The organism is Streptomyces sp. AK02-01A (assembly GCF_033795305.1).
Classification (GTDB): domain Bacteria; phylum Actinomycetota; class Actinomycetes; order Streptomycetales; family Streptomycetaceae; genus Streptomyces.
The window spans coordinates 86140-98456 of record NZ_JARBAE010000018.1 but is presented as its reverse complement, the minus strand read 5'-3'; the positions used below and the strand labels follow the sequence as shown (position 1 = coordinate 98456).

Here is a 12317-nt window from a genome sequence, read left to right as displayed (position 1 = left end):
TCAGCCTCCCCAGATGTCATGGAGCCGTACTTCCAGCACGGCCAGGACGACCGCTCCCGCGGAGACCGTCACCGAGCCCCAGCGGGTCCGCTCGGTCAGCGACAGAAAACCGGCCGCCGGTACCGCCAGCAGCGCGCCGATCAGATACGAGAAGAAGATCACAGAGCCGTCGGCGGCCCTCTCACCGCGTGCCACCTGCGCGACTCCCACCACGAGCTGCGCCAGAGCCAGCACGGACACCACGGCCATGCCGATGAAGTGCCAGTCCTTGGTGGGCTGGTCGCGATAGGCGGCGAAACCGCACCAGGCGGCGAGGGCGAGCGCGGTCACGGAGACCGCGACCGTCAGGGCGACAAGCATGGCCCCGAGGGTATTACGGCCGAAATGGTCCGGCGCGCGCGCCCCCGAGCGGCCCGCGCCGGGCCTCTGGACCGATGGCGGTCCGATCGCTGAGAGCCGTGGGCTTGACCACAGCGCACACCGGTCGCCGGTCGGGTCGCGGACCTGGCCCGCGGCGCTCTCCTTAAGGTGTCGTCGCAGGTCACAGGAGGCACAGTGGAGGCCGACGCCACCAGCGGTCTCCTCGCGCGCCATGCGGAGGAAGCAGGGGACCGTCCGAATGATGTGAAAGGAATGTCCGCTATACGGACAGTGCCCTTGGCCAAGTACTGACGTCTGCTTTACTTACCGCATGACCACGACGAGCTACCGCGTACCCGCGACCGAGGCGATCACGACGCCCGGTGCTCGTTGTCTGTGTCGAATGTGCGCCATCTGAGGGCCCCTGCCTGAGTCTCGCGCCCCGAAGCGAGACCCGACGGTCCGCGCGGCCACACCGAGTCCGTATGCCATGAGGGCTCCCGAGGCCATGCGCCGGACCGTGCCTGCCCGTCCCGCGCACATGCTGCCTCCCGGTCCTCCGCCGGTCGGCCATGCCGCGACGGAATGACCAATGCCCCGTGCCCGGCCGACACTTCGCCGCGCACTCGACAGCGATGGAAGCCTCTGTGATCACTACTACGGACCTGACGAAGGTTTACCGGTCCGCCCAGTCGCGCGGCCGTGAAGTCACCGCTCTCGACGGCGTCGACCTGCATGTCCGCGAGGGTGAGGTCTTCGGAGTCGTCGGACAGAGCGGCGCCGGCAAGTCCTCGCTCATCCGGTGCGTCAACCTCCTTGAACGCCCCACCTCCGGCACGGTGATCGTCAACGGCCAGGACCTCACCGCGCTCGCCGGGCGTGGCCGGCGGGCCGGCCGGGAACTGCGCCGGGCGCGCAGCTCGATCGGCATGGTCTTCCAGCACTTCAACCTGCTGTCCTCGCGCACGGTCCAGGACAATGTCGAGCTGCCGCTGGAGATCCTCGGAGTCTCCGGCCAGGAGCGCGCGCGCCGCGCACTGGAACTGCTCGACCTGGTCGGTCTCGCCGACAAGGCCAAGGCGTATCCGGCCCAGCTCTCCGGTGGCCAGAAGCAGCGGGTCGGTATCGCCCGCGCGCTGGCGGGTAACCCCAAGGTGCTGCTCTCCGACGAGGCGACCAGCGCCCTCGACCCCGAGACCACCCGCTCGATCCTTCAGCTTCTGCGCGACCTCAACCAGCAGCTCGGGCTGACCGTCCTGCTGATCACGCACGAGATGGAGGTCGTGAAGACGATCTGCGACTCGGCGGCGCTGATGCGGCGCGGCAGGATCACCGAGTCCGGCACGGTCGCCGAACTGCTGGCCACTCCCGGCTCCGAGCTGGCACAGGAGCTCTTCCCGGTGGCCGGTGCGGCGTCGGGCCCGGACCGTACGGTCATCGACGTCACCTTCCACGGCGAGGCCGCCGCCCGGCCGGTGATCTCGCAGCTCTCCCGCACGTACAACATCGACATCTCGATCCTGGGCGCCGCGATGGACACCGTCGGCGGACGGCAGATCGGCCGGATGCGGATGGAACTTCCCGGCCGTTACGAGGAGAACGTCGTGCCGGTCGGCTTCCTGCGCGAACAGGGCCTCCAGGTGGAGATCGTCGATCCCGCCAACGCCAACGCCAACGCCAACGCCAACGCTGCCGCTGCCGCCAACGCCGCAGCCGCCGACGGCGCCACCGCCACGGCGGCCGTGATCCCCGCCCAGAACCCCGCACCGGTGAAGGAAGATGCCAAGTGACCTGGTCGGAGATGCAGCCACTGCTGACCCAGGGAACCGTCGACACCCTTTACATGGTGTTGTGGTCCGCGCTGGTGACCGTCGCCGGCGGGCTGCCGCTCGGCATCCTGCTCGTCCTCAGCGACAAGGGCGGACTGCTCCAGAACGCGCCCGTGAACAAGGCAGTCGGCGTGATCGTGAACATCGGCCGCTCGCTGCCGTTCATCATCCTGCTGATCGCGCTGATCCCGTTCACCACGCTGGTCGTCGGCACCTTCATCGGCCCCACCGCGATGATCGTGCCGCTGGCCATCGGCGCCATCCCGTTCTTCGCGCGTCTCGTCGAGACCGCGATCCGGGAGGTCGACCACGGACTGGTCGAAGCCGTCCAGGCGATGGGCGGCTCCATCCCCACCATCGTCCGCAAGGTGCTGCTGCCGCAGGCACTGCCCTCGCTGGTCTCCGGCGTCACCACCACGGTCATCGCGCTCATCGGCTACTCGGCCATGGCGGGAGCGGTCGGCGGCGAAGGACTCGGGTCCAAGGCCGTCACCTACGGATTCCAGCGCTTCGAGAACGGCTTCATGCTCGCCACGGTCGTCGTCCTGATCGTGATCGTCACCGTCGTCCAGCTCATCGGCGACGGCGCCGTACGGCTGCTGGCGCGCAGGGGGCGCACCGCTTCCTGACCACCTGACCACCTGACCACCTGACCGCACTCCGACCGGCCGCACCGCCGCCGGTGGCTTCCGGCCGCCCGTGTCCGGCTTCCCCGCTCCCATCCGGCCCGCACTCCTTGTCCGGGCTCACCACCGTATTGCGAAAAGAGGCACTCTTCGTGCGTACCACCATCAAGTTCACCGCGGTCGCCGCCGCGACCGCCGCCCTCGCTCTCGGCCTCAGCGCCTGCGGCACCTCGTCCGACCCCGGCGCCAAGTCCGCGTCGGACGGCACGACCGACGCGTCCAAGCCGCTGCTCGTCGCCGCGTCTCCGGTGCCGCACGCCGACATCCTGGAATTCGTGAAGAAGAACCTGGCGGCGAAGGAGGGCCTCAAGCTGGAGGTCAAGGAGTTCACGGACTACGTCCTGCCGAACACCGCCACCGAGAACGGCGAGGTCGACGCCAACTTCTTCCAGCACAAGCCGTATCTCGACGACTTCAACAAGAAGAACGGCACGCACATCGTGCCCGTCGTCAATGTCCATCTGGAGCCGCTCGGCCTCTACTCCAAGAAGGTCAAGGATCTCAAGGCCCTCAAGCCGGGCCAGACCCTCGCCATACCCAACGACACCACCAACGAGGGCCGCGCGCTCAAACTGCTCGCGGAAAACGGCGTGATCACACTGAAGGACGGCGCCGCCAGCGACGCCAACCTCTCGGACATCCAGGACGCGAAGGGCCTCAAGTTCAAGGAGCTGGAGGCCGCCACACTGCCTCGCGCCCTGAACGACGTCGACGCCGCCGTCATCAACGGCAACTACGCGCTTGAGGCAGACCTGAAGCCCGCTCAGGACTCGCTGGCCCTGGAGAAGGCCGAAGGCAACCCGTACGCCAACTTCCTCGCCGTCAAGGAGGGCAACGAGAAGGACCCGCGCGTGCTGAAGCTCGCGAAGCTCCTCAACTCGCCCGAGGTGAAGAAGTACATCGACGACACCTACGACGGCTCGGTCGTGCCCGCCTTCGGCGAGGCCGAGTAACCCGTCAAATAGTCACAGCAGTACCGTTCTTGCCGACGGGAGCCCCGCGCGCGGATGCCGTGCGCGGGGCCCTCGCATCCGTACGGACCCGGCCATGCGCATCCCTGTCCGATGCTGCATGCTGTGCATTTACGACGGACTGAGGCATGGAGCCCCGCATGACTACCACCTTTCCGGACGTCTCCATCAGCACGGAGCGGTTGGTGCTGCGCCCCTTCGAGCCGGCGGACATCCCGGCGCACATCGAAATGATGAATGACGAACTGGTCACGGCCTGGACGTCCGCACCGCACCCCTATACCTCCGGAGACGCCGAGGAGTGGGTGAGCCGGATCGCGCCGGCCGAACGCGCCGAAGGGCGCGGCATCGTCTTCGCCGTCACCGAGTTCCTCACCCAGCGGCTCGTCGGCAGTGTGCGCCTGAGGCACACCAACTGGCACACACTCGCCACCGAGGCGGCGTATGTCACCGCTCCCTGGGCCCGTGGCGAGGGCTACGCCACCGAATCGGCCCTCGCCGTCGCCCAGTGGCTCTTCCGCGACCAGAAGTTCGAACGCATCGAAGTGCGCACGGCCGCCGACAACACCGCCGCCCAGCAGGTCGCGCAGAAGATCGGCTGCATCAGCGAAGGCGTCCTGCGCAACGCCTGGATAGCGCGTTCCCAGACCGAGGACGGCGGCTGGACCGACATCCGTACCGACCTGATCGTCTGGAGCCTGCTGCCCGAGGATCTCGAAGGCGTCGCCGAACAGATGGCGGACGCGAGCGGCTACGCGTCCTTCACCGACTGGAACTGACGGGACACACCCACCGCCCGGCCGTTTCTCGTCCCGGCCAGGTACTCTCACCCTGCCCGCGAACCGTACGGCAGTGCGACAAGCGCGATCGTACGATCACCCGGGCGGCAGCGGGCCGCGCCGGCCGTGGCCGACGACTGGCGGCGATACGCCCTCATCAGCGACAACCTCGGGAGACTGACGACGATGGCCGACCGCGTCACGGTGATCGGCTGGGACGGTTCGCCCCTCACCTCTGCGGCCAGGTCCGCACTCTCGGCCGCCACGATGGTGGCCGGAGCCGGTCATCATCTGGCCCTCTCCGAGGTGCCGGCCGGCGCCGAGCGCATCCGGCTCGGCAGTATCGATCTGGCGGCCCGCCGGATCGCCGGGCACCGGGGCAGCGCGGTGGTCCTCGCCGACGGCGACCCCGGCTTCTTCGGCGTCGTACGCACGCTGCGCGCACCCGAACACGGCCTGGAGGTCGAAGTCGTCCCCGCGGTCTCGTCCGTGGCCACCGCCTTCGCGCGCGCCGGCATGGCCTGGGACGACGCCCAGGTCGTCGTCGCGCACAGCCGTACGCTGCGCCGCGCCGTCAACGTGTGCCGGGCGCACACCAAGGTCGCCGTCCTCACCTCTCCGGGCGCAGGGCCCGCCGAACTCGCACTCCTGCTGGAAGGCGTCCACCGCACCTTCGTCATCTGCGAGGAACTCGGCACAGAACGCGAACAAGTCACCGTCCTCACCTCCGACAAGGCCGCCGACCACGTCTGGCGCGACCCCAATGTGGTGATCGTCATCGGCGGGATCGGCACGGCGGCGTCTCCGTCCGCCGGCTGGATCGCCGGCCGCGACCCCGGATATCCGCCGTCGGAGCGGGGCTGGGCGCTGCCCACCGAGGAGTACGGCATCGACCTCGACGAGGGCGAGTCGACCTGGCTGCGCGCCGCTCAACTGGCCCGGCTCGGGGCCCGTACCGGCGATCTGATCTGGGACATCGGCTCCGGCAGCGGAGCGCTCGCCGCCGAGGCGGCCCGCTTCGGCGCGGCCGTGATCGCCGTCGACGACGAGCCGGGAGCCTGCGCCAGTACGGCCGCCGCCGCGCGGCGCGCGGGCGTGCAGCTCCAGGTCGTCCAGGGCCGCGCGCCGCATGTGCTGGAGCGGCTGCCCGAGCCCGATGTCGTACGGATCGGCGGCGGCGGTATCGATGTGGTCATCGCCTGCGCCGACCGCAGGCCCGAGCGCATCGTCACACACGCGGCGACGCGGGACGAGGCCGAGGCGGTCGGAACGGCCTTGGCCGAAGGGGGATATGAGGTGGAGTGCGTCCTCCTCCAGTCCGTCGATCTGGACACCGGAGCCTGGTCGGAACGCGAGCGGTCCGTCGTCTTCCTGCTCTCAGGACAGCGGCCGGACAGCGCCCCCTGACCCTGCCGCCGGGCCGCGCGAGGTAGGCTGGCAGATCGTTGTACCGCTGCCGGGCGTTCGTCGCTTCGTTCGTCAATGTCCGGAAAATGGGACCGTTTTGGGCCCTCATGTGGTACGGCGGAGACTGGGGGGACGCGCGATGTGTGACCGCAGGCCATTCGTGCCGCGCGGTGCCCACGCTCGTTGTTACTGACGGGCGCCGGAAGCGCCGCGCACCGGGCCTCCGGTGATGGGCTGAAGGAGCACAACCAATGGGCGAGGGGTACGCATGACTGACACCGGCCAGGTCCCGGGCGAGGGACTGCCGGAGAACGCAGGCATGGTGGAGCAGCCGGGCATCCCCGCTCCGGGCGCGTACACCTACCTCGACCCCTCCGGTCCTCCCGCCGAGGAAGAAGACCTGCTGCTGATGCCGAGCGCGCAGGGCGGGTGGAGCGATCCGCAGGTGGTGCCGCCCGAGACGCCCGCCGTCTACGCCACCCATGAGGGATACGCCGTTTCCGAGGGATACGCGATCACGGATTCCGGGACCTTCCCGGTGCCCGAGGCGTACGCCGCCGCTGAGGCGTATGCCGCCCCGGAGCAGACTCCGGTCCAGCAGCAGGCGCCTCCCATAGAACAGCCGGCGCCGACGGCGGAGCCGGTTTCACACGTCCAGGTCCAGGCACCGGAGGAGTTCCAGGCGCCGGACCAGTACCAGGCGCCGCAGGGACCGGCCCCGGAGCAGGGGTTCCAGGCGGGCACCGGGTTCCAGGGTGAGCAGATGCTGCCGAACCTGGCGGAGATTCCCGGGCAGAGCGAGTTCGCGGCGCAGCCACCGCAGCCCATGGTCGCGGTGGCCGGGCCCGAGTCCGATGTGCCGGTCCAGCCGGCCGCTGCCGCGGAGCGGGGAGAAGAGGCCGTCGCGGGGCCGGCGCCGGATTCCACGGGGTTGGATTCCACCGGTCAGGAAGCCGTCGGTCAGGAAGCCGTCGGCCAGGAATTTGTCGGTCAGCAATCCGCGGGCCAGGCAGCCACTGGTCAGGAATCCACTGGTCAGGAATCCATGGGCCAGGAATCCATGGGCCAGGGCTCCATCGGGCGGGGACAGAATCTGCACCGTCCGGGTGCTCATGAAGCCGGCGGCCGGCATTCCGGCTCGGTGGACCTCAATGGCGTACGCATCCCGCCGCCTGCCACGGCCGCGACTCCACCGCGCCGGCCGCTGCACCTGGGCCCTCCGGTGCCCGACCCGACGGGCGGAGTGGTGCGCTCGCTCGCCGACCGAGGACCGGCGGGCGCACCGACACAGGCCGTCCGGGTACGGGCGCGCGCCCAGGCCCAGACCCATGTGCAGGACCGGAGCCAGACGACGACCGTCGCGGGCCCGGAGTATCTGGACGTCCCGGGTGACGAGCCGTCCGTGCCATCGGCGTCGTCGGCCTCGGCGTTCACCGAGACTCCGCCGGGGGCCGGAGCTCCCTGGGCGTCCGAGCCCGCCGTGCCGGGAGGGCCGGCGGAATCGGTGACGGCCGCGGAATCGGTCGTCCCGGAACAGGCACCGGCCCTGGAGATGCCGGAACAGGCACCGGCCCCGGAGATCCCGGAAGCGGCCGAGGCCGCGCCCGTGTTCGCCCAGGACCCGGCCGCCGTCGGCGAGTTCGTACCGGCGGCGCCGCAGCCGGCGCCGCTGGACGACCTGGCGCCGCAGGCCGGTGCGGTTCCGGCCGCCGAAACCACCGAGGCTGTTCCGGCCGCCGAGGCCGTTGTCGTCGAGGAGTCCCCGGCGCAGGCATCCGAGCCCGAGCCGGTCGTTCCCGACCCGGCCGCCACCGGATTCCCGCAACCGGAGCCGATGCCGGTGGCCGACGTCCCGGTCCTGGCGGAACCGGCTGTCGTGGAGGAGGCGCCCGCTCCCGCCGTGGATGCGCCCGTGGCCGAGGAGCCGTCCGGCCCTCACGCGTTGTATCCGGCCCCGCTTCCCGTGGAGCCGGAGCAGACCGCGCCCGAGGCGGAGTTCGTCCCTGTGCCGGAGATCTCTGTGCCGGAGCCGGTGCTCGTGTCCGCGCAGGAGTCCGTGCCCGTACAGGAGTCCGTGCCCGCGCCGGAAGCCGGCACCGCCCCGGAGGCCGTGGTCGAGCCCGGGGCCGGGACCGCTTCCGGGCCTCAGGAGGGCTCCGCCGCGGCGTCCGGCTATGACGACGCCGAGCGCGAGGCCGTACTCCGGGTGATGCGCGAGCGCCGCGACATCCGCAATGGCTTCCGCTCCGATCCCATCCCGCACGAGGTGCTGCTGCGCGTGCTGGAAGCCGCGCACACCGCGCCCAGCGTCGGTCACTCGCAGCCCTGGGACTTCGTCGTCATCCGCTCCGCCGAGACCCGGCGGTCCATGCACGAGCTGGCGCAGCGTCAGCGTGACGCGTATGCCAAGTCGCTGCCCAAGGGCCGGGCGAAGCAGTTCAAGGAACTCAAGATCGAGGCCATCCTCGACACGCCGGTGAATATCGTCGTCACCGCTGATCCGACGCGCGGCGGCCGGCACACCCTCGGCCGGCACACGCAGCCGCAGATGGCCCCGTACTCCTCGGCGCTCGCCGTCGAGAACCTCTGGCTCGCCGCTCGCGCCGAGGGGCTCGGAGTCGGCTGGGTCAGCTTCTTCGACGAGCGCGAGATGGTCCGCGCGCTGGGCCTGCCGGAACACCTCGAAGTCGTGGCCTATCTGTGTGTCGGATACGTCGACGAGTTCCCGCAGGAGCCCGAGCTGATGCAGGCGGGCTGGTCCAAGCGCCGGCCGCTGTCCTGGGTGGTCCACGAGGAGACGTACGGCCGCCGGGCCCTGCCGGGCGAGGAGCCGCACGATCTGCTTCAGGAGACCGTCGCAGGCATCCGCCCGCTCGACGCCAAGGCGCTGGGAGAGGCATGGGAGCGGCAGAAGCGGATGACGAAGCCGGCCGGTGCGCTCGGCATGCTGGAGATCATCTCGGCGCAGCTCAGCGGGTTGTCGCGGCTGTGTCCGCCGCCGATCCCGGAGCCGGCGGCGGTGGCGATCTTCGCGGGTGACCATGGAGTGCACGCCCAGGGTGTGACGCCGTGGCCCCAGGAGGTCACCGGCCAGATGGTCGCCAACTTCCTGAGCGGCGGCGCGGTCTGCAACGCGTTCGCGACCCAGGTGGGAGCGGAGGTCTGCGTCGTCGATGTGGGCGTCGCGAGCGAACTCCCGGCGTCGCCGGGTCTGCTGCCGCGCAAGGTCCGCGCCGGTACGGCCGACTTCACGACCGGCCCCGCGCTGAGCCGTGAGGAGGTCCTCTCGGCGATCGAGGTGGGCATCGAGACGGCGCGTGATCTGGTGGCGGCGGGCAACAAGGCGCTGCTCACCGGTGAGATGGGCATCGCCAATACGACGGTCTCGGCAGCCCTGATCTGTGTCTACACCGGGCGGGACCCGTCGGAGGTCACCGGACGCGGCACGGGCATCAATGACGAGACGCACGCCCGCAAGGTCGATGTGGTCCGCCGGGGCCTGGAGCTCCACCAGCCGGATCCCGCCGACCCGGTCGGTGTCCTGGCGGCGGTCGGTGGCCTGGAGCACGCCGCGCTGGTGGGATTCCTGCTGGGCGGTGCGTCATTGCGTACGCCGGTCATCCTGGACGGCGTGAGCGCGGGCGCGGCGGCACTGGTCGCACGGGCGATCGCGCCGGAGGCGCTGGCGGCCTGTATCGCGGGCCACCGCAGCGCGGAGCCCGGCCATGTCGCGGCCCTGAACAAACTGGGCCTGCGTCCTCTGGTCGACCTGGATCTGCGACTGGGCGAGGGCACGGGCGCGCTGCTGGCCCTGCCGGTGGTCCAGAGCGCGGCCCGCGCGATGCACGAGGTGGCGACGTTCGACTCGGCGGGAGTGACGGAGAAGTAGGACACGGGCGCGGCGGAGGCAGGTCCCACCGGGCACCTGCCCGGTGAGTCTCCTCCGCGCCGTCCTCGTATGTCCGCGCCCGGTCCGGGATGCGTTCGATCCGTCCCGTGCGGCGGGAGGCCAGGGCCGCGTCCGGCGTGGCCCGCTCCCGGGCCTCCCGCCGACCGTGACCCCCGTGTCTCCTCCCCGTAAGCTGGTCGCCGAGACCGCACCCCGCGCCACCAGCCGCTTCACCGTCGCAGCGGCCCCGCACCACCTGCCATCCCGAGGAGCCGCTACCGACATGGCCGAGCACGCCGAGCATCCCGCCTATCCCGTCGGACTCCGCCTGTCGGGGCGGCGCGTTGTTGTCGTCGGCGGCGGCCAGGTCGCGCAGCGCAGGCTTCCGGCGCTCATCGCGGCCGGCGCCGACATCGTGCTCGTGTCGCCGTCCGCGAAGCCCTCCGTCGAGGCGATGGCGGAAGCCGGCGAGATCCGCTGGGAGCGCAGGCGGTACGCCGAAGGCGATCTCACCGGCGCCTGGTACGCGCTCATCGCGTCCAGCGATCCCGCCGCCAACCACACCGCGTCCGCCGAGGCCGAGCGCGCCCGGATCTGGTGCGTACGCAGCGACGACGCCGAGGCCGCCACCGCCTGGACCCCGGCCACCGGCCGCAGCGAGGGTGTCACCGTGGCCGTGCTCACCGGGCACGATCCGAGGCGGTCCGCCGCCGTGCGGGACGCCATCGTCGAGGGCCTGCGGGACGGCACTCTCGCCGCGCCGCACCATCGCAGCCGTACTCCGGGTGTCGCTCTCGTCGGCGGCGGCCCCGGCGATCCGGATCTGATCACGGTGCGCGGCCGGCGGCTTCTCGCCGAGGCCGACGTCGTGATCGCGGACCGTCTCGGCCCGCGTGATCTGCTCGACGAGCTGGGACCGCATGTCGAGGTGATCGACGCCGCGAAGATCCCGTACGGCCGTGCCATGGCCCAGGAGGCGATCAACGACGCGCTGATCGAGCACGCCAAGGCGGGCAAGGCCGTGGTCCGGCTCAAGGGCGGCGACCCTTTCGTCTTCGGACGGGGCATGGAGGAGGCCCACGCGCTCGCCGAGGCGGGCATCCCGTACACCGTCGTGCCCGGCATCTCCAGCTCCATCAGCGTGCCGGGCGCCGTCGGAATCCCCGTCACCCACCGGGGAGTCGCGCATGAGTTCACCGTCGTCAGCGGTCATGTCGCGCCCGACGACGACCGCTCGCTCGTCGACTGGGCCGCGCTCGCCAGCCTGCGCGGCACACTCGTCCTGCTGATGGCCGTCGACAAGATCGGCGCCATCGCCGAGGCGCTCGTCGCGCACGGCAAGGCCCCGGACACGCCCGTCGCCCTGGTCCAGGAAGGCACCACCGCGGCCCAGCGGCGGGTCGACGCGACGCTCGCCACTGTCGCGGAGACCGTACGGACCGAGGGCATACGGCCTCCGGCCGTCATCGTCATCGGTGAGGTCGTGGCTCTCGGTGACGGGCAGTAACCACTCGCCGGCTCCCGCGTGGGTGCCCGATCCCGGACAAGGCTGTATCACCCGTGGCTGAACTCATCACCGTCGACGACCCGGACGACCCGCGCCTGCGCGACTACACGGGCCTGACCGATGTCGAACTCCGGCGCAGGCGCGAGCCCGCCGAGGGGCTGTTCATCGCCGAGGGCGAGAAAGTCATCCGCCGGGCCGGGCAGGCCGGCTACGCGATGCGGTCGATGCTGCTCTCCGCCAAATGGGTCGACACCATGCGGGACGTCATCGACGAGGCCGAGGCCCCGGTCTACGCGGTCAGCCCCGCACTCGCCGAGCGCGTCACCGGTTACCACGTGCATCGCGGCGCCCTCGCCTCGATGGGGCGCAAGCCGCTGCCGACGGCTGCCGAGGTGCTCCGTACGGCGCGCCGGGTCGTCGTCATGGAGGCGGTCAACGACCACACCAACATCGGTGCGATCTTCCGCAGCGCGGCCGCTCTCGGCATGGACGCCGTGCTGCTCTCGCCGGACTGCGCGGACCCGCTGTACCGCCGCTCCGTGAAGGTCTCGATGGGCGCGGTGTTCTCCGTGCCGTACGCCAGGCTGGACGGCTGGCCCAGGGCGCTGGACACCGTACGGGAGGCGGGCTTCAGGCTGCTGGCTCTCACTCCGGACGAGAAGGCCTCCGCCATGGACGAGGCCGCTCCGCACCGGCTGGAACGGGTCGCGCTGATGCTCGGCGCCGAGGGCGACGGCCTGTCAGGACGGGCACTGGCCGCGGCCGACGAGTGGGTACGCATCCCCATGGCCCACGGTGTGGACTCGCTGAATGTCGGCGCCGCCGCGGCGGTCGCGTTCTACGCGGTCACGACGGGACGGCCCGAGAGCTGACGCCGTCCCTCCAAGGC

Annotated in this window: 9 protein-coding genes; 8 read left to right on the top strand and 1 reads right to left on the bottom strand. The window is 70.9% G+C overall.

Annotated elements, in window-relative coordinates:
- Nucleotides 1–360 (bottom strand): hypothetical protein, encoded by a 360-nt coding sequence (locus PV679_RS18800; RefSeq protein WP_319681455.1) that lies wholly within the window; start codon nt 358–360, stop codon nt 1–3.
- 647 nt (nt 361–1007) lie between these two features.
- Between PV679_RS18800 and PV679_RS18795 the strand changes: the two genes are divergently transcribed.
- The 8 genes from PV679_RS18795 (at nt 1008) to PV679_RS18760 (ending at nt 12300) form a co-directional block, all read left to right on the top strand.
- Nucleotides 1008–2150 carry a methionine ABC transporter ATP-binding protein gene (locus tag PV679_RS18795; protein WP_319681454.1) on the top strand — a complete coding sequence of 381 codons (1143 nt, stop codon included), beginning with the start codon at nt 1008–1010 and terminating at the stop codon, nt 2148–2150.
- The gene (locus PV679_RS18790) at nt 2147–2818 is read left to right on the top strand and encodes a methionine ABC transporter permease (protein ID WP_319681453.1); all 672 of its coding nucleotides are present in this window, start codon (nt 2147–2149) and stop codon (nt 2816–2818) included. Before PV679_RS18795 ends, PV679_RS18790 begins: the two co-directional genes overlap by 4 nt.
- Nucleotides 2819–2967: 149 nt before the next feature.
- Nucleotides 2968–3828, top strand: coding sequence for a MetQ/NlpA family ABC transporter substrate-binding protein (locus tag PV679_RS18785; protein WP_319681452.1), 861 nt, complete (start codon nt 2968–2970; stop codon nt 3826–3828).
- Nucleotides 3829–3986: 158 nt separating this feature from the next.
- Nucleotides 3987–4625: a GNAT family N-acetyltransferase gene (locus PV679_RS18780; RefSeq protein ID WP_319681451.1), complete on the top strand. Its 639-nt coding sequence runs from the start codon at nt 3987–3989 to the stop codon at nt 4623–4625.
- Between the two features lie 186 nt (nt 4626–4811).
- Nucleotides 4812–6032 (top strand): precorrin-6y C5,15-methyltransferase (decarboxylating) subunit CbiE, encoded by a 1221-nt coding sequence (cbiE, locus tag PV679_RS18775; protein WP_319681450.1) that lies wholly within the window; start codon nt 4812–4814, stop codon nt 6030–6032.
- Between the two features lie 268 nt (nt 6033–6300).
- Complete coding sequence (gene cobT, locus PV679_RS18770) at nt 6301–9921, top strand: nicotinate-nucleotide--dimethylbenzimidazole phosphoribosyltransferase (protein WP_319681449.1); 3621 nt, start codon at nt 6301–6303, stop codon at nt 9919–9921.
- Between the two features lie 283 nt (nt 9922–10204).
- Nucleotides 10205–11428 (top strand): uroporphyrinogen-III C-methyltransferase, encoded by a 1224-nt coding sequence (cobA, locus tag PV679_RS18765; RefSeq protein ID WP_319681488.1) that lies wholly within the window; start codon nt 10205–10207, stop codon nt 11426–11428.
- A 53-nt stretch (nt 11429–11481) separates the two neighbouring features.
- The gene (locus PV679_RS18760) at nt 11482–12300 is read left to right on the top strand and encodes an RNA methyltransferase (RefSeq protein ID WP_319681448.1); all 819 of its coding nucleotides are present in this window, start codon (nt 11482–11484) and stop codon (nt 12298–12300) included.
- Nucleotides 12301–12317 lie beyond the last annotated feature (17 nt).

Coding starts and splice junctions, on each gene's coding strand:
- PV679_RS18800 (WP_319681455.1), bottom strand. CDS start 360: ATGCTTGTCGCCCTGACGGTCGCGGTCTCCGTGACCGCGCTCGCCCTC.
- PV679_RS18780 (WP_319681451.1), top strand. CDS start 3,987: ATGACTACCACCTTTCCGGACGTCTCCATCAGCACGGAGCGGTTGGTG.
- cbiE (WP_319681450.1), top strand. CDS start 4,812: ATGGCCGACCGCGTCACGGTGATCGGCTGGGACGGTTCGCCCCTCACC.
- cobT (WP_319681449.1), top strand. CDS start 6,301: ATGACTGACACCGGCCAGGTCCCGGGCGAGGGACTGCCGGAGAACGCA.
- cobA (WP_319681488.1), top strand. CDS start 10,205: ATGGCCGAGCACGCCGAGCATCCCGCCTATCCCGTCGGACTCCGCCTG.